Source organism: Hyphomicrobium sp. (assembly GCF_035548195.1).
Lineage (GTDB): Bacteria > Pseudomonadota > Alphaproteobacteria > Rhizobiales > Hyphomicrobiaceae > Hyphomicrobium_B.
In genome coordinates this window covers 296218-312225 of the sequence record NZ_DASZTY010000025.1, presented here as the reverse complement: position 1 = coordinate 312225, position 16008 = coordinate 296218, and the positions used below count along the sequence as shown (strand labels likewise).

The 16008-nt window shown below is 59.8% G+C and carries 17 protein-coding genes and 1 tRNA gene; 7 read left to right on the top strand and 11 right to left on the bottom strand.

What is annotated here, in order from left to right:
* The first annotated feature begins 179 nt into the window (after nucleotides 1–179).
* The 3 genes from VHB22_RS11060 to VHB22_RS11050 all read left to right on the top strand — a co-directional run bounded on the left by VHB22_RS11060 (nucleotide 180) and on the right by VHB22_RS11050 (nucleotide 3367).
* Nucleotides 180–1406, top strand: coding sequence for an FAD-dependent monooxygenase (locus VHB22_RS11060; protein WP_325457021.1), 1227 nt, complete (start codon nucleotides 180–182; stop codon nucleotides 1404–1406).
* A 126-nt stretch (nucleotides 1407–1532) separates the two neighbouring features.
* A complete protein-coding gene (locus VHB22_RS11055; protein WP_325457020.1) occupies nucleotides 1533–2399 on the top strand; it encodes a lipid A biosynthesis acyltransferase in 867 nt (288 codons plus the stop codon).
* Between the two features lie 140 nt (nucleotides 2400–2539).
* Nucleotides 2540–3367: a GTP-binding protein HSR1 gene (locus VHB22_RS11050; protein WP_325457019.1), complete on the top strand. Its 828-nt coding sequence runs from the start codon at nucleotides 2540–2542 to the stop codon at nucleotides 3365–3367.
* Between the two features lie 90 nt (nucleotides 3368–3457).
* Here VHB22_RS11050 and VHB22_RS11045 read toward each other — a convergent pair whose 3' ends face one another.
* Together VHB22_RS11045 and VHB22_RS11040 are read right to left on the bottom strand one after the other, a co-directional pair.
* Complete coding sequence (locus VHB22_RS11045) at nucleotides 3458–3697, bottom strand: hypothetical protein (protein WP_325457018.1); 240 nt, start codon at nucleotides 3695–3697, stop codon at nucleotides 3458–3460.
* A 128-nt stretch (nucleotides 3698–3825) separates the two neighbouring features.
* Nucleotides 3826–4128 carry a hypothetical protein gene (locus VHB22_RS11040; protein ID WP_325457017.1) on the bottom strand — a complete coding sequence of 101 codons (303 nt, stop codon included), beginning with the start codon at nucleotides 4126–4128 and terminating at the stop codon, nucleotides 3826–3828.
* 179 nt (nucleotides 4129–4307) lie between these two features.
* On the opposite strand from VHB22_RS11040, the gene VHB22_RS11035 reads away from it, so the two are divergent.
* Nucleotides 4308–4598: a hypothetical protein gene (locus VHB22_RS11035; protein ID WP_325457016.1), complete on the top strand. Its 291-nt coding sequence runs from the start codon at nucleotides 4308–4310 to the stop codon at nucleotides 4596–4598.
* 429 nt (nucleotides 4599–5027) lie between these two features.
* On the opposite strand, the gene VHB22_RS11030 is transcribed toward VHB22_RS11035, so the two are convergent.
* Nucleotides 5028–5234: a hypothetical protein gene (locus VHB22_RS11030; protein ID WP_325457015.1), complete on the bottom strand. Its 207-nt coding sequence runs from the start codon at nucleotides 5232–5234 to the stop codon at nucleotides 5028–5030.
* A gap of 251 nt (nucleotides 5235–5485) precedes the next feature.
* On the opposite strand from VHB22_RS11030, the gene VHB22_RS11025 reads away from it, so the two are divergent.
* Nucleotides 5486–5833, top strand: coding sequence for a DMT family protein (locus tag VHB22_RS11025; RefSeq protein ID WP_325457014.1), 348 nt, complete (start codon nucleotides 5486–5488; stop codon nucleotides 5831–5833).
* Nucleotides 5834–5856: 23 nt separating this feature from the next.
* Here VHB22_RS11025 and VHB22_RS11020 read toward each other — a convergent pair whose 3' ends face one another.
* Nucleotides 5857–6678 (bottom strand): hypothetical protein, encoded by an 822-nt coding sequence (locus VHB22_RS11020; protein WP_325457013.1) that lies wholly within the window; start codon nucleotides 6676–6678, stop codon nucleotides 5857–5859.
* Between the two features lie 314 nt (nucleotides 6679–6992).
* Between VHB22_RS11020 and VHB22_RS11015 the strand changes: the two genes are divergently transcribed.
* Nucleotides 6993–7520 carry a YidB family protein gene (locus VHB22_RS11015; protein WP_414652732.1) on the top strand — a complete coding sequence of 176 codons (528 nt, stop codon included), beginning with the start codon at nucleotides 6993–6995 and terminating at the stop codon, nucleotides 7518–7520.
* A gap of 519 nt (nucleotides 7521–8039) precedes the next feature.
* Here the strand turns inward: VHB22_RS11015 and VHB22_RS11010 are convergent.
* The 7 genes from VHB22_RS11010 to VHB22_RS10980 all read right to left on the bottom strand — a co-directional run bounded on the left by VHB22_RS11010 (nucleotide 8040) and on the right by VHB22_RS10980 (nucleotide 15429).
* Nucleotides 8040–8837 (bottom strand): MBL fold metallo-hydrolase, encoded by a 798-nt coding sequence (locus VHB22_RS11010; protein ID WP_325457011.1) that lies wholly within the window; start codon nucleotides 8835–8837, stop codon nucleotides 8040–8042.
* Nucleotides 8834–9643 (bottom strand): TatD family hydrolase, encoded by an 810-nt coding sequence (locus VHB22_RS11005; RefSeq protein WP_325457010.1) that lies wholly within the window; start codon nucleotides 9641–9643, stop codon nucleotides 8834–8836. Before VHB22_RS11005 ends, VHB22_RS11010 begins: the two co-directional genes overlap by 4 nt.
* A complete protein-coding gene (gene metG, locus VHB22_RS11000) occupies nucleotides 9643–11202 on the bottom strand; it encodes a methionine--tRNA ligase (protein WP_325457009.1) in 1560 nt (519 codons plus the stop codon). Before metG ends, VHB22_RS11005 begins: the two co-directional genes overlap by 1 nt.
* 49 nt (nucleotides 11203–11251) lie before the next feature.
* The gene (locus VHB22_RS10995; protein ID WP_325457008.1) at nucleotides 11252–12373 is read right to left on the bottom strand and encodes a DNA polymerase III subunit delta'; all 1122 of its coding nucleotides are present in this window, start codon (nucleotides 12371–12373) and stop codon (nucleotides 11252–11254) included.
* Complete coding sequence (tmk, locus tag VHB22_RS10990) at nucleotides 12373–13002, bottom strand: dTMP kinase (protein WP_325457007.1); 630 nt, start codon at nucleotides 13000–13002, stop codon at nucleotides 12373–12375. Before tmk ends, VHB22_RS10995 begins: the two co-directional genes overlap by 1 nt.
* A 29-nt stretch (nucleotides 13003–13031) precedes the next feature.
* Nucleotides 13032–14213 (bottom strand): D-alanyl-D-alanine carboxypeptidase family protein, encoded by a 1182-nt coding sequence (locus VHB22_RS10985; RefSeq protein WP_325457006.1) that lies wholly within the window; start codon nucleotides 14211–14213, stop codon nucleotides 13032–13034.
* 109 nt (nucleotides 14214–14322) lie between these two features.
* On the bottom strand, nucleotides 14323–15429 hold the full coding sequence (locus tag VHB22_RS10980; protein WP_325457005.1) for a septal ring lytic transglycosylase RlpA family protein: 1107 nt from the start codon (nucleotides 15427–15429) through the stop codon (nucleotides 14323–14325).
* 250 nt (nucleotides 15430–15679) lie between these two features.
* Between VHB22_RS10980 and VHB22_RS10975 the strand changes: the two genes are divergently transcribed.
* A tRNA-Ser gene (locus VHB22_RS10975) sits at nucleotides 15680–15769 on the top strand.
* Nucleotides 15770–16008 lie beyond the last annotated feature (239 nt).

The following is a 16008-nucleotide window of genomic DNA, read 5'->3' as shown; positions in this document are numbered from 1 at the left end:
GACATTCCTGCCAATCGCGCTGGTGCGGAGAATTGCTCTCCGCAAGCGCGCCTTAGCCCCTGCTAAGCACGGCTATTTTACAAGTGCGTGACAGTTGGGGCTCCGGAAGGTTGCAATTTAGCAACAGGTGGTCCTTTCGACCATTTCTGTGCTTCAAGAAGCACAGCCAAGGACGGGAAATGGACGAACAACAGACCTTTGACGTCGTCGTCGTAGGAGCTGGGCCGGCAGGCCTGATGGCCGGGCTTGCCTGTGCGGAGAGTGGTCTTCGGACGGCAGTTGCCGGTCCTGAAGCCGACCCGCGCGACAGTCGCTCGGCCGCACTTCTCGACGGATCGGTGAATCTTCTGAAAAGGCTCGGCGTTTGGCAGCAGCTGGCCGCGGCGTCCGAGCCGCTCACCGCGATCCGGCTGATCGACGCGACAGGCACTTTGCTCCGTGCGCCGGAAGTACTTTTTCGGGCATCGGAAATCGGACTTCCCGCCTTCGGCTACAACGTCCCGAACGCAGCGCTGACCGCAGCTCTTGAGGCGACGTCCCACTCGAACCTCACGCGGCTGATCGACAGAAAAGCGACGGTCGTCGATCTTGCTGGCAATAGCGCGATGCTTTCAACGAATAGCCACGGGATGCTCGGCGCGCGTCTCGTGATCGCTGCCGACGGCCGCGATTCGCCGACCCGGACCGCAGCCGGGATCAAGACGTCGAGTTGGTCTTACACGCAAGCGGCGGTCGTGACCGCATTCAGCCATTCGCGGCCTCATTACGGAATATCGACCGAACTGCATCGCCGCGCAGGACCGCTGACGGTGGTTCCGGGCCCGGGCAACACCTCCAATCTCGTATGGGTCGAGACAAAGGAGGACGCCGAAAGGCTGATGGCGCTGGATGCGGCTGAGTTCACACGCGAATTGAGCGGGCATATCGGAAGCCTACTCGGCATGCTGTCGGATTTTGCGCCCCGCCGAACGTATCCGCTTTCGGGGCGCACCGCGTCGCCTCTCGCTGCGCATCGCGTCGTGCTCGTCGGAGAGGCGGCGCACGTTATTCCGCCAATTGGCGCACAAGGGCTTAATCTCGGCTTCCGCGATGCTGCAACGATTGCAGAGTTCGCAGGCGACGCACAGTGCGCTGGGGAGGACATCGGCGGCGACGCCTTGCTCGAACGCTACGGCCGCGCCCGGCAGAGCGATGTCGCGTTCCGTGTCTTCGCGGTTGACCTGTTGAACCGATCGCTGCTTTCGTCCATCCCTGGTGCGCATCTGGCGCGCGGTTTCGGTCTTTTCGCGCTGGCAAGCAATCGCGCGCTCCGCGCCCGCGTCATGCGCGAGGGCGTCATGCCAAGCACATCCAATCCATCTCTTATGCGGCCGTTCGCGGCAACCGGGGAAATCACCGCCGGCTGATCTTGACGGCTGGCCTGCCTGACCGCCATGACTTTCACGACTTCAACCCCATAAGGAATTCAACTTCTGACCCCGGCCGTTGGCGTCTCGCCGCTCCGCGATTTGCAGTTCAGGCTCGAATACCTGGTGCTGCGCGTGATTGTCGGCATTGTCCGCATCGTTCCGCTCGATGTGGCGACGCATTTCTCCGCCTGGTGCTGGCGACGTCTGGCGCCTATCATCAATCCGAAGCGGCACAATCGTGCGCTCGATAATCTCCGCATTGCTTTCCCGGAAAAGTCCGACGCGGAACGCGAGCAGATTGCGCTCGCCCATTGGGAGAATCTCGGCCGCGTCATGGCCGAGACGATGCGCATCGACCAGATCATCGCCGAACCGTCTCGATTGAGCATTCGCAACCCGAAAGTCTTCCAGCGCTACGCCAGCAAGCTCGGACCCATCGTCGGCGCATCGCTGCACGTGGGGAATTGGGAACTTGCGATCTGGCCGCTGACAATCGCAGGCGCCAATCCGGCGTGCGTCTATCGCTCGGTCAACAACCCTTACATCGACCGTTATCTGAGGTATCAGCGCCGCGATCTCTATCCGGGCGGCATGTTTGGCCGCGGCCGGGTCGAGGGCGATCACGACGAAACCCAGAAAACCGCGCGCCTCATCATGGATTTCGTGCGTCGTGGTGGCCGTCTCGGTGTCGTTTGCGATCTTTACGACCGCACCGGGCTGCCGGTTCCGTTCTTCGGCAAAGATGCGCGCACCGTTGCCATTCCCGCGATGATCGCACGGCGTACGGGCGCTCGCATCTGGATGTCGCGGTGCATGCGTGTCGGCAAGGACAGCCGCTTCGAAATCGAATTGAAAGAGCTGCGCGTGCCGCGCACGGCCAACCACGGCGACGACGTCAAATGGGCGACCGCCGAAATGACACGGCAGTTCGAGGAATGGGTCCGCGAAATGCCCGAGCAATGGATGTGGTCGAACCGCCGCTGGAGCTGACATCGCGGCGCCAACCGAGATCGGTCGGCATTAAAAGTCCGCACGCAGGGACTATTCGGTTGTAGCTTCATGCCACATTTCGGAACCTGAGCGCCGTGTACGGCGTTTTCAGGACCTTACCTCGAAGGGGCTGGACCGGCATGAGCGATTCCCTCACCCCACTCCGCTTGGCTGTTATTTCCCTGGGACTGCTTCTACCGACCGTAGCGCTCATCCCGCTTGGAAGCTTATGGCTTTGGCAGCATGGATATTTGATCCACTGGGCGGTGGCGACGCTTGCCTGCACGCTTATCGCCTACATCTTCGAGCGCGCCACTCTCGGCTCGAAAAATTTTGCTTCGAAATCCGCGCCTGCGGTCGATGCCGAACTTGAGGTCACGACACTCCGGCTGGATGATGATCCATTGCGCCGCCGGGCAGACGCAGCCGTCGAAGCGCTGGCGAAAAGCACATCGTCGGAAGCCATCGCGTCCTGGAATGACGTTTTGAATACCGGCCTCGAAACGGTCGAAACCGTCGCGAAGGTTTATCATCCGGATCGCGCCGATCCGATGCTCCGCTTTACCGTTCCCGAGGCACTTACATTGATCGAGCAGGTGAGCGGGAGACTGCGGCCTATATTCGAAGGCACGATTCCGCTCGGCAGTCGTCTGACCGTCGCGCAGTTCGCGCAGCTCTACCGGTGGCGCGGGATCTATAATGTCGCCGAACGGGCCTGGTCGCTTTGGCGTATCGCGCGGGTCTTCAATCCCGTCACGGCCGTGACTTACGAAATGCGAGAGAAACTATCGAGCTCGATCGTGCATTGGCTCAAAGGATCGATCACCGGACGTTTGACCCGCGCGTATATTCGCGAGGTCGGCGCAGCGGCGGTCGATCTCTATAGTGGCGAACTGCGCGGACGAAGGGCGCTTCCTCCTCCGGCCCCCGCGCAAAAGAAAAATCAGCCGCGGCTTCCAGCTGACTGAATAAATAAGCGATACGGTCCGGCGGCGTCCTGGCCACCGAACCGCAACCGTTCAATGGAATAAGTTGAATGCGCGATTACGCTTTCCGACTTATGATTTCCACAACGCGCCGATGACGAAGCCGACAGCGGCTGCAACGAGTAGCGTCGTTACCGGCTGTTCTTTAACCGACCTATCGATCGCGCCCTTGACGTGTCCGGCGACTTCCTCGACCTGCGCACGCGCATCTCCTGCCGCTTCACTAGCGGAATCCAGCGTCTGTCGCGCTTTCGATTTGATGTCTTCGGCAGCCGAGCCGTACGATGATGATGAGGTAGATGCCATGGTCATACTCCTTGTTTCCTGTCGTCAACGCGAAGGACTTGGAGTTGGTTGCACCCGCGAACGCGGCGTCCGGTGAAAAGAGGGTCAGCGCTCATCTGACCAACGTTCAACACCGACATGCAATCGCGACCGGTTTATCGCGCGGCTGTTTTCGAAATGCCGCGGCGGCGCGAAACCTCGGCGGCAGACACCTCTCCCGCTGCGACAAGGGCGTTGACACATCGCCTCGATAGCCTGTTGCCAACCGCGCGCATGCATGAGCGAACTTGAGGGCTATCCGGGCTATAGGCGCTGCAATGAGCGTAATAATCGGTCGCGCAGGCAAGCTGCACCCCAAGGCTGACGGCGAACGCATCGTTCGTTGCGGCGATCGCCGCCAGCGCTATCGTCGAGCCCAGAATGGCCTGGGCAGATCCTCGCATTCCTAAAAATGTCATTGTCGCTCTCCGACCTCCTTTGGCAGGCCCGAAACGGGCTCGTTGGCAGGAAAAGCGATACGGGATTGCCGTGGCCGGCGCTGTTCCGCCGGTGACGGGCCATTTTGGCACCTTTCGGGGGGCGAACCGCAGCCGCTCTCCAGCGTTATCTATCGGACCACTTCCGCGAGGTATGAGAGATGCCGACTGTCGTTAATCTTGTTTCCGAACGCAAAGCCCGCGCCGCCATCGATACACAGCAGCTGCGCATCGAACTTCTTGAAAGATGTCAGGACGCATTCGATCAGCTGGAGGATATTTCGGGTTTTGCGCTGGTCGTCTGGGATAAGTCGGGCGATATGCGGACAGCTTACAACGCTGCATCAGGTCCAATCGGTCCCGCTCTTGTTCCGACGCTTGCGGCAGATGCTTTGAACCGGCACGTCGCAATCGTATTGGCGACGGAAATCAGCGACGTCGATGCGAGTTAAAGCGCGCCAGGCAACCTAAAAAATTCATATAAAAACCCGGAGCCACCGCTCCGGGTTCCAATCGGTCGCGCCTCGTTCTCTCAATGCAGAAATCCAAACAAATGAAGACCGATAATGACGACCAGCGGGACGCCGGCCAGCCAGAGAATGATATCGCGAGTCATGGGGTGCTCTCCTTAATTTATGTACGATGCTGTCGATGACGTTTCCGTTTTTACTTGCTGGCCGAATAACGCCTCCCGGTCGTGCTCGGTTCCGATGCGCACTACCGCTCAGTGGGAAGAATAATTTGCAAATGTGCCGCGACGGCTAATTCTGCTTTTACCGCAAACGAAAATAGGCTGTTCGAATACAAATACGGAAATGAATGGCGTGAAGCGAATGATAGTCTTCGCACGCAACTCCATAGAAAATTTGGACGTCGGCTGATTAGAGCTTGGCCACAGATCCGGCTTGGCGACAGGTGAAATGCGTGATCCTCCAATTCGGATGCGCCACCGTCCATTGAGCAAGCTGTATTTGGCCGTTCATGATGCAGGCCGAGACGCTAATACTGTCGGCGTCGAAGACGAGGCTGACATCACGGCAACGTTCAGGTGCAGAAATCAAGCAGGCGGCGGCGGCAATCTCGATCATTGAGGCTCTCCGTTCGGACCGGCTGCCAGGAACAATACTGCTTGTGTCAAGTGCCGATCTAAGATCTCAACTCCAATTCATCTGAGGTGTTTCCCGAAATCGCACATGTCCGGTGCGCGGCATTTCAGTATAGAGACTCGCCATCGACGCGTGGCGACGCTTCTCGAACGTGCGAACGCCGGCTACGGAACCGGAAACCCTTTCGCGCGTTTTGAGGCGCCGCGCCCGTCCAATCCTGGAAAGCCTCGCGCATGATTCCTCCATCCCTTCTGCCGATTATTCTTCTCTCGATGTCGAATGTCTTCATGACCACCGCATGGTACGGTCATTTGAAATTTACCGACCGGCCGCTGTGGCTCGTCATCCTGGTGAGTTGGGGAATTGCGTTTTTCGAATATTGTCTCGCCGTGCCGGCTAACCGCTACGGCAGCTTGGTCTACGACCCGGCCGAGCTGAAGACGATGCAGGAGGTCATCACGCTGATCGTCTTCGCGATCTTCTCTGTCGTCTATTTGAAAGAGCCGTTGACCATCAATCACGCCGTCGGCTTCGGATTCATCGCTCTCGGCGCGTTCTTCGTTTTCAAGTCGCCATTGTGATCGCCTCGGCCGCGACTTGATGATCAGTTGATTGGAACACTCAGGTTGAATTTGCTGCTGACGCTGCGGTCCGCCTGCGCTTCGCCGAAGCTTTCGACATCCGTCGTCACGCTCAGCGTATAAGAATCCGGGTCGGTATAGGTGATGCCCGCGCCTGCGGACCGGTCCGGCGTCACGGCCGTGTCGAGTGCGCGGCGCGATTCCGAGACGTCGAATTCGCGTTGATATGTGACGAACGGAGAGAGTGTCGTGCCGTCGCCGAGCGAGAACGAATGTTTGATCGTCGGCGCGAGCACGACCGAGGTTTTTTCAGCGGCGCCGTTCGCCGCTGCAAATTCCGCGTTGCCCGCTTGCCATTGCGTTTTTGCGTCGAGGCTCAGCAGGGGCGTCGCTTGTAGCGTCATGTAGGCGGAGGCTTTCGAGTCTTCTTCAACCGCTGTATCGACCGCATGCGCATTGCCACGCTCAACGGAAATGCCGAAGCTTGCGGAACGTGAAAGCTTGTAATCGGCTCCAATGCCCGCGCGCGTCGCCTGATCCCGGTCGCTGCCGTATCCGTCGACATCGACGCTGGTCCAAAGATCGAGAGGCAGATTGGGTGTTGCCACCTTGGGAAGCTCCGGCGCGCCTGAGGCTGTGCCATCGATCGAATAGGTCCGGACATTGTAATTGCGTAGATCATCAAGGCTCGTGCGTAACGAAACGCCCGTATCGGAAGACGTCGCGTTTAGCGGGATACCTTTGTCACTTTGCGCAATCCATGGCGTCGCGTCGGACGTTACCGACGGCGCCGACCCCGCCTGCTCCGCCAATACGGCGTCGAGATCGATCTCCGGCAAATTCATGTCACAGGGCGTAAAATCTGGGGTCGCGGTGCCGCTCGCTGTGTTCAGGCACTCATCCGCAGAGGCCATTGGCACGCAAAGCGGGAGCAATAGGCTTGCGCCGCAAATGTACAAAAGGCGCGCTTTTGCTACGAAAGTTACGAGATACTCAATCATGCCCCGCCTGTTAGCTATCAACTTTGATGATGATGTGGCACTGCAATAATTGCAGACTCTGCGAAGCTGCGCTTCCCTGATGCCGTGCAGGTGACCTATGCAGAAAGCTCAGGCGGCGGCACCGGCGTTTACGCGAACGTCAAACGCCAGTATCATAAGTGCGGTATCGGTTAACAAGACGTTCGAGCCGACGCACGGTTGTTTGGATCACACCTGTCGCATCGAAACCTGCCCGTCCTTGGGCCTGCTCGCAGCACACCGGCACACTCTCCTCCCCGCCAAGTCACAGAAAGGGTACCCCCATGTCACTGAGCGACGTTCTAAAAGGCGCCTTCGGCAATGCCGTCGGACAAGCCGAGCAAGCAGCCTTACCCGACATCATGAAAAGCGTGCTCGGCACGGAAGGTGTCCAAGCCATCCTTGCCAAGCTTCAGGATGCGGGCTTCGATAAGCAGGTCGCGTCCTGGATCGATCAGAACAAATCCAATCTGCCGATCAGCGTCGATCAGCTTCGCGCGGCGCTTGGCGACGAGCACATCCAGCAGCTGGCAAAATCGCTCGGCATTCCGATCGATACCATTCTTGCGGGACTTGCCGATAAACTCCCGGAGATCACCAACGCTGCCGGTCCAGCCGTTGATCCGTCGGCCGCGCCAGGCGCCGGGGCCCCCGATCCGAAGGCGTAAGAGCATCGCAGCGTTTTACTGCTTCTATCGAGTGTGAGCTGGGGCGGCGTCATGCGCCTCCCCCTCGCACGTCGAGCGACTTAGCTCCGGACTATACGTTGGCATTTCCGACGCGCCGTCCGGCTGCTCAGCTGGGCACTTAGCCCGGTGGCAAAAAAATAATCCTCGGTCCTTTTGCCTCCCGCATACTCGTCTCACCTCGCCTCGTCGAACGACGGACAGTCTCGAGACCGTTGAAGAGATTGGGGGTGAGCGGCAGGCGAGCGCCGGCGGCACAAGGGAGTAACGGCCCAAGGCCCACGCGTAGCGAACCGGTCAGTGATCAGAGCGCACAGGGAACCAACCCTCGGAGGAGTAAGGCACCTCCCATACTGGTCCGGTCGATTCAGAATCCCTGCACGCGGAGCGCGTCAACGGCGCCGCTTCTTCTTCGGAACGAACGGCACCAGGTGCCGGCGCGCTCCGCATCCGTTTCATCCGCCGGTGGCCTCGCCACGCGGCGCACTCGGCGCTCGCGTATCAGGTGAACGTCACGGCCATACCGTCATAGGCCGGCTCTACGCCCGGCGGCAGATCGCGGGCGAGCGTCGCATAGTCGAGTTCACTCGTCATGTGCGTGAGGATCGTTCGTTTCGGTTTCAAACGTTCGGCCCAAGCAAGCGCCTGCTTGACGCTGAAATGGCTTTCGTGCGGCGTGTAGCGCAGCGCATCGACGATCCAAACATCTAGCCCTTCAAGAAGAGGAATCGAGCCCTCTGGAATGTCGCTGATGTCCGGCGAATACGCGAGATTGCCGATGCGGTAGCCGAGCGACTGCATCGCGCCGTGCCATTGCGCGATCGGCTGGGCAGAGATCATGCCTCCGCCGCCCGAAATCGCAATGGGCGCCATTCCGTCGATTTCGTGGCCATTGAGAATCGGCCGGTACGGCGAGCCCTCAGGCGTCTCGAAACAATAGCCGAAACGTGACTTGAGGCTCGCGCCGGTCGCCGCGTCGAAATAGACGTCGACGCGCCGCTTCATCGCAAAGGCGACCATGCGAAGATCGTCGATGCCGTGCGTATGGTCGGCGTGGTCGTGCGTATAGAGCACGGCGTCGATCGCCGTCAGGCGTGTCGCAAGAATCTGCGCGCGAAAATCCGGCGAGGTATCGATCAGCACGGATGTGCGGCCGCCGGAGCCGGCGCGTTCAACGAGCGCGGAACATCGCTGCCTGCGATTCTTCGCATTTTCCGGATCGCAAGCGCCCCAGTTCATGCCGATGCGCGGTACGCCGCCGGAAGACCCACATCCGAGGATCGTGCACCGGTAGCTCATGCAGCCGCCATTCCATTCGGCGCGCTCGCGGGCCGCTGCGCTTTTTTGTAAAGGCGGAAGAAATTATCCGTCGTGGCGCGCGCAATTTCATCATCCGAAACGCCTTTGACGGCCGCAAGCGCGGCAGCGGTGCGAACGATGTATGACGGCTCGTTGCGTTTGCCGCGAAACGGAGTCGGCGCGAGAAATGGCGCGTCGGTCTCGACCAGAAGGCGATCCATCGGCACGTCGCGCGCGATCTCGCGCAAGGGCTCAGATTTGTTGAATGTAATCACGCCGCTGAAGGACACGTAGAGGCCGAGATCAAGCGCTCGAACGGCAAGCTTTCGTCCGCCGGTAAAGCAATGGAGCACGGCGGGAAATGCGCCTTTCGCATGCTCGTCTTCAAGTATGGCAATCGTATCGTCGTCGGCTTCGCGCGTATGTATTTCGAGCGGGAGCCCCGTCTCGCGCGCGGCCGCGATATGACGGCGGAAACCGTCGGCTTGCGCTTCAGGCGTCGAATGCTTGTCGTGGTAATCAAGGCCTGCTTCGCCGACGGCAACGACTTTCGGATGTTGCGTCAGCTCCACGATTCGCTCGAGCGGGATATCGAGTTCCTCGTGTGCGTTGTGCGGATGCGTGCCGACGGAGCAGTAGACGTCATCGAAACGTTCCGCCACCGCGAGGACTTTTTCGAATTGGCGGATGCGCGTCGAGATCGTCACCATCGTGCCGACGCCCGCTTCACGCGCGCGCGCCACGACCTGATCTAACTCCGGTGCGAAATCGGGGAAGTCGAGGTGGCAGTGATGGTCAACAAGCATCAGGATTTTTTGCCTTTCGGCTCATCGGGATCGACATAGCGCGGAAAGACGCCTTGCGGTTCGGGTATTTTTGTCCCGGGCGCGAGGCGGCCTTTGGAACCGAGACTTGCGAATGTGCGTGCTTCCGCCGGAACCGCAATCAGGTCGAGGAGTTTCGTCGCGCTTTCCGGCATGACAGGAAGCGCAAGGATCGCGAACTGGCGCACGCATTCGGCGGCGACGTAGAGGATCGTCGCCATGCGTGCCGGATCGCTTTTCTTTTTCGCCCATGGCTCTTCGGCCGCGAAATAGCGGTTCACATCGGCGACGACATTCCAGACGGCATCGAGATATTTCGTGATTGCCTGACGATCCATTTCGCTGCGAGCGATGCCGTAGAGCGCATCGGCGGCGGACAAGACCGCCTGATCCTCGGCAGTAAACGCGCCGGGTTGCGGGATGGTGCCGTCGCAGTTTTTGAAGATCATCGACAGCGAACGCTGCGCGAGATTACCGAGGTTATTCGCGAGATCGGCGTTGATGCGATTGGCAATTACTTCAGGCGAATAATTTCCGTCCTGCCCGAACGTCACTTCGCGCAAAAAGAAATAACGTACGGCATCGCGGCCATATGCTTTGACGAGATCGAACGGGTCGACGACGTTGCCGACCGACTTCGACATTTTCTCTCCGCGGTTGAAGAGGAATCCGTGCGCGAATACGCGCTTCGGAAGCTCGACCCCCGCCGACATCAGAAAGGCCGGCCAATAAACGGCATGAAAGCGGACAATATCCTTGCCGACCATGTGCACGTCGGCGGGCCAATACCGCCACTTGTCGCTATCGGTATCGGGATAGCCCGCAGCAGTGATGTAGTTCGTCAAGGCATCGACCCACACGTACATGACGTGACGGTCGTCCCCTGGCACGGGAACGCCCCAATCGAACGTCGAACGCGAAATCGACAGATCCTTGAGGCCCGACTTGACGAAGCTGACGACTTCGTTGCGCCGTTCAGCAGGCCCGATGAAATCGGGATGACTTTCGTAATGTGCGAGCAGCTTGTCCTGATAGGCCGACAACCGAAAGAAATAGCTTTCCTCCTCGGTCCATTCGACCGGCGAGCCGAGAGGTTCGCGTCGGACACCATCGTCTCCGACAGTTGTCTCCTTCTCGTCGAAATAGGCTTCCTGGCGCACGGAATACCAGCCGCCATAGCTGCCAAGATAAACGTCGCCGTTGGCAGCCATGCGCTCCCAGACGGCACGGACGGAGTTGTGATGGCGTGGTTCCGTCGTGCGGATGAATTCGTCGTTCGAGCCGCCGAGAACCCCGATCATCGATCGAAAGACAGCCGAGTTCCGATCGGCCAGCGCCTTCGGCGATATCCCTTCCTTGTCGGCGGTCTGCTTCATTTTCAGGCCATGTTCGTCGGTGCCCGAAAGGAAAAAGACGTCCTTGCCGTCCAGCCGCGCAAACCGGGCGAGCGTGTCGCTCGCGATGACGGTGTAGGCGTGGCCGATATGGGGTTTGCCGTTGGGATAGAAAATCGGCGTCGTGATGTAATATTTTTCGCGCACGGGGCGGCTTCCTTGTCGATGGGTCGTTGAGCGCGGCAATGCAGTCGGCTCAACGGCGGCTCGCGGCCTCCAGACGCGCGAAACTTCCGAGAATGAGCGATTTGCGATCAAGGTTGAGCGCTGTCGTTTCGGCCTTGTCGCGGGCCGTTGTTTCCCATAGCTCGGCGAAGGTGGCAAGGCGGTCGGAGCCGATGAGGCGTCCAGCCAGTGCGACGTCCCGTTCCGGCCCCTCCCCTGTCGCTTGGATCGTAATAAGGCGGGCCAGGGCCGACTGGTAAAGATCGAAGAAAAGCTCGAATTTTCGTTCCTGCGCGATGGGCTGAAGCTCGTCAGCGAGGGCGTGCACGGCCTTTAGGTCAAGCTTGGGTAAACTGCCCAGAATCGCATCGATCCGTGCCTGCAATGCTATGCCGCCGCCCCCAAGCAGCGTCAGTGCGCGTCCGACGCTGCCCTCGGCCAGAGGCAAAAGCGGGTCCCAGACTTGCGCTTCGGGCACGGCCTTTCCCGCGCCCGTCAACGCCTGTGCCGCGGCTCGTTTCAAATCCTGTTCCAAGAGCGGTGCGAGCGCAACGACCCGGCACCTCGAACGGATCGTTGGCAGCAAACGGCCCGGGGCGGCGGTAAGGACAAGAAAAATTGTTCGCGGCGGGGGCTCCTCCAGCGACTTCAGAAGGGCGTTGGCGGCGTTGGCATTCATATCGTCGGCGCTATCGACGATCACGACGCGCCATCCCTGCGCCTCCGCGCTCAACGCCAGGAACGATTTGAGGCGGCGCACTTCATCGACGGGGATGTTTTGCGAAAAGCGTTTCGTCTTCGGGTCATACGTGCGGCGGATGACAAGCATGGCCGGATGCGACAGCGCGCGAACCTGTCGGTCTGTCGGAGAGTCGGGCTCGATACTGAGCCCTTGTCCGAACAGATCGCGCTCTTCCGGACGCGCCAGCGCCATGCGCGCGAACTGGTAGGCAAGCGTCGCCTTACCCACACCTTTAGGCCCGGCAAGAAGCCAAGCGTGGTGCATCCTGCCGCCGCTCAAAGCATCGGCGAGCGCGGTCTGCGCTAAGTCTTGGCCAATGAGCGATCGCGTTTCTCTCGGATGCGGGAAATCGTCGAGCCGGTCGGCTTCGGGTAACGCTTCCGTATCGACGGTCGACGGCGCGCGCGCCATCAGCCTGCCTCGGCGAGGAGATGCGCCGATACAGCCTGCCACACGGCGGTTTCGACGCTCGATACCGATAGGCTCGCATCGATCAACACGCAGCGCTTCGGCTCGTTCGTCGCGATTTCGAGAAACCCTTTGCGCAGCGTCTCATGTGTTTCGATGCGCTCGGCGTCGTAGCGCGAGAGCGTGCCACGGCTGCGCGCGCGTTCGACGCCTTCGCTCGCCGGCAAGTCGAGTATCAAGGTCAAATCCGGGAAATCCGGAGCGACGGTGTAATGCTCCAACATGGAAATAAATTCTGGCTCTAGGCCGTAGCGCTTTCCTTGATAGACGCGTGTCGAATCGATGAAGCGGTCCGAGATGACCCACGTTCCATCATCGAGCGCGGGCCGGATGACAGACGTCACGTGCTCGGCACGGGCGGCAACGAAAAGCAAAAGCTCTGTCACTGGATCGGTCGGACGATCCTTCAGAATAAGACCGCGTACGTCCTCTCCGACCGGCGTCCCGCCGGGTTCGCGCGTGACGACGACCGGTGTCCCAGCGCGTTCCAAGCGTTCGGCGAGGCGTTTGGCCTGGGTCGATTTACCGACGCCTTCGCCGCCTTCGAATGTGATGAACTTTCCGCGCTTCATGGGCCTCGCCTCAATGCTCGGCCCATAATTTAGAACGCCAAGCGGCGCAAGGCCATCAGTACGAGTGAATCAATCCCTTCACGTACGATGCCGCCTTTTTGAACATCCTCGGTCGCATAAAGCGGGATTTCTGCCGTCGCACTGGTCGAACTCGACATTTTCAGCGTTGCGACCTGATCGCCCGCTTTCACTGGCGGCTTCAATGGGGCCTTATAAACAATTTCGGCCGAAATTTTCTGATCGGCGGGATATTTCGGCACGGTGAACATGATGTCGGTCTTGGCGGCGAGCGGCACGTACCAGCTCTTGCCTCCCCACACGCGCGCGTATCCGACGACCTCCTTTGCGTCAAAAAGGCGGACCGCGCTGTACGATTTGAAACCGAGATTGAGAAGTCTAACGGCGTCGTCCTTGCGCTGTGCTGCTTTTTCAAGCCCGCTCACGACGACAATTAGGCGCTTCCCGTCCTGCACCGCCGACCCGACTAAGCCATAACCCGAAGCAACGGTATGCCCGGTCTTCAGACCGTCGGCGCCGATATTCAGAAAGAGCAGCGGATTGCGGTTAATGAAGCGGTGCTTGCGGTAGCGAAATTCCTTTTGTGAGAAGACCGGATAATATTCCGGATACTCGTCAATGACGTATCGCGCCAGAACCGCAAGGTCGCGCGCGCTCATCAACTGGTGTGGATCAGGGAGACCGCTGGCGTTCGCGAAGGTGGATCTCGTCAGGCCGATGCGGCGCGCTTCCTCATTCATCATATGCGCGAAGGCACCTATAGTGCCGGCCATTCCCTCGGCTACACACATCGCTGCGTCGTTGCCCGACTGCACGGCGATGCCCTGAATAAGTTCGTCCACGGTCACTTTCGTGTTCACAGGCACCATCATCGCGGACGTTCCCGACGGTGCGCCGCCATTTCGCCAGGCGTTGACGCTCATCGTGAATTCGTCGGTTTTGTGGATGCGGCCTTCCTTCATGGCGCGAAACAGCACCGCGAGCGTCATGAGCTTGCTCATGCTCGCTGGGGGCGCGGGCTCGTCGGCATTTTTCTGATAAAGCGTGGCGCCTGTCTGAGCGTCGATCAGGATCGCGCGCGGTGCTTTGGTCACAAACAGGTCATCGGCAGCCGCCGCAGACTCTGCCGTTACAATAAAAAAGCTGGCGATAAGCGCCGAGGCGATGAGCCAGGCGCGGCTCTTGGTCAACATAGATCAATCGAGTTCGCTGAGGCCGCCCATCCGAGACAGCATTTTGCGACAAAGTCAGAGTATCCAATCCATGGGCGTCATGGTCAACGCCGCCTGGTGAAAACAAATTCTAATCTGTCACGACGGCTGTATTGGGAACACCATAGGCCGCGACCTGGTTCTGCGTGCGGTTGGCCGTCTCCGGCGAAAATGGTCCGATGCGCACGCGATAGACTTGCGCTCCGTCCTCGACTTGTACTGGAGCAACTTCGACCGGTCCCAATGTCCCGAGTTCACGGCGCAAGCGCTCCGCATTCGAACGATCACGAAACAGGCCGACTTGCACATACGCTCGTTGAGGCGCGAAAGGTTGGAAGGTCGGCCGCGGCGGTGCAGCCGTCAATGACATGCGGCCTTGGTCGTAGGTCGTGACGCTCGCGGTCTCGACCCGCGGATTTGCGGCGGCGCGCGGCATCGGCGGCGCGCTTTTTCCTGCCAGGGCTGCACGATAACCGATTGGTGACCAGCGATCCGATGCGTCGGGCGGCAAGGTTGCATTGCCATATCTTTGCGGCGCTACGGCGTTCGACGCTACGGCGACTGGAGGAGGAGCTCCACGTTCGCGCAGTTGCTGCTGGGCTAAATACTGCCGTTCGCGATGATCGTCGCCGTTAAGCGGCGCGCGTCCGGCATATTGAACGCGGACGCGGGCTCGTCCGCGCTTCACATATCCAAGCTGCTTGGCGGCGGCGTAGGACATATCGATGATGCGGTCGTTGACGTAAGGCCCGCGATCGTTGACGCGCACGAGGACGCTCTTGCCGTTATCTAGGTTGGTGACAAGCGCGTAACACGGAAGCGGCAAGGTTGGATGGGCGGCTGTCAAAGCGTTGGCGTCGAAGATTTCGCCATTAGCTGTTTTACGGCCGTGAAAATCGGCGCCGTACCAGGACGCAATCCCGTATTCGACGTAATTTGGATTTTCTCGCGGAACGTACCACCGTCCGGCCACCTTGTATGGCGCACCGAGCTTGTATCTGCCGCCGCCCTTACGGATGTAGCCGGTGGCAACGCGAGGGCTTGTATCAACACCGTACTTGTCTTCCGTAAAAACAGAACGGGAAACGCCCCCGATGGTACGAACGGGCGCATCGCTCGAACAGGCCGACGTCAGCGCTGCCGCGGTCGTTACCAGCATGACGCGAACCGCCAGCCGGCCGTGGTGGCCCCTGTTCATTACGCAAAACTCAACTCGATACGCTACGCCCGCCCCAGCGCACCCTCGACGCACCACAGAGCACGCAAGGTTGGCCGAAGCTTGCCGGAATGATGACAAATGCGGCTTAGGATCAGGTTAAGCGCCCGAAGGTTTCTCGGCTGGGGCAATCGATGCGCTTGAGACAGGCGTGCGAACGGGCTAGGAGAGGCAGCGTTCAGCGCGGGATTTTTCCCCGCCGACTGCGCCTCGGCGTTTCTGCCGGGTGTCCGGAAGGGTGGCCGAGTGGTTTAAGGCACCGGTCTTGAAAACCGGCGTGGGCGCAAGTCCACCGTGGGTTCGAATCCCACCCCTTCCGCCAAGTGCCTCTGCCGGGCCAGTCCAAATCCAAACCAACGGTAAATAGCTTCGACAGACCTGGAACAGCGATTGGCAGATCGCAGTTAGCACCGGTCGCGTTTTGGCGCGCTCTTCGAATGAGAGCGGGTATCGCTCGGCTCTTCCCGTCGTCATTTGTGAATGCGCGGCGCTCCTAATCCACAAGCTTCCGACATCTCTAAATAAACATCGTTTTCCAGATCGGGAGTTCGCTTCAGCGCA

Excerpts from the sequence above, each read along its gene's own strand:
- VHB22_RS11060 (WP_325457021.1), top strand. The coding sequence starts at position 180 with ATGGACGAACAACAGACCTTTGACGTCGTCGTCGTAGGAGCTGGGCCG.
- VHB22_RS11050 (WP_325457019.1), top strand. The coding sequence starts at position 2,540 with ATGAGCGATTCCCTCACCCCACTCCGCTTGGCTGTTATTTCCCTGGGA.
- VHB22_RS11045 (WP_325457018.1), bottom strand. The coding sequence starts at position 3,697 with ATGACCATGGCATCTACCTCATCATCATCGTACGGCTCGGCTGCCGAA.
- VHB22_RS11040 (WP_325457017.1), bottom strand. The coding sequence starts at position 4,128 with ATGACATTTTTAGGAATGCGAGGATCTGCCCAGGCCATTCTGGGCTCG.
- VHB22_RS11035 (WP_325457016.1), top strand. The coding sequence starts at position 4,308 with ATGCCGACTGTCGTTAATCTTGTTTCCGAACGCAAAGCCCGCGCCGCC.
- VHB22_RS11030 (WP_325457015.1), bottom strand. The coding sequence starts at position 5,234 with ATGATCGAGATTGCCGCCGCCGCCTGCTTGATTTCTGCACCTGAACGT.
- VHB22_RS11025 (WP_325457014.1), top strand. The coding sequence starts at position 5,486 with ATGATTCCTCCATCCCTTCTGCCGATTATTCTTCTCTCGATGTCGAAT.
- VHB22_RS11020 (WP_325457013.1), bottom strand. The coding sequence starts at position 6,678 with ATGAATTTGCCGGAGATCGATCTCGACGCCGTATTGGCGGAGCAGGCG.
- VHB22_RS11010 (WP_325457011.1), bottom strand. The coding sequence starts at position 8,837 with ATGAGCTACCGGTGCACGATCCTCGGATGTGGGTCTTCCGGCGGCGTA.
- VHB22_RS11005 (WP_325457010.1), bottom strand. The coding sequence starts at position 9,643 with ATGCTTGTTGACCATCACTGCCACCTCGACTTCCCCGATTTCGCACCG.
- VHB22_RS10995 (WP_325457008.1), bottom strand. The coding sequence starts at position 12,373 with ATGGCGCGCGCGCCGTCGACCGTCGATACGGAAGCGTTACCCGAAGCC.
- tmk (WP_325457007.1), bottom strand. The coding sequence starts at position 13,002 with ATGAAGCGCGGAAAGTTCATCACATTCGAAGGCGGCGAAGGCGTCGGT.
- VHB22_RS10985 (WP_325457006.1), bottom strand. The coding sequence starts at position 14,213 with ATGTTGACCAAGAGCCGCGCCTGGCTCATCGCCTCGGCGCTTATCGCC.
- VHB22_RS10980 (WP_325457005.1), bottom strand. The coding sequence starts at position 15,429 with ATGAACAGGGGCCACCACGGCCGGCTGGCGGTTCGCGTCATGCTGGTA.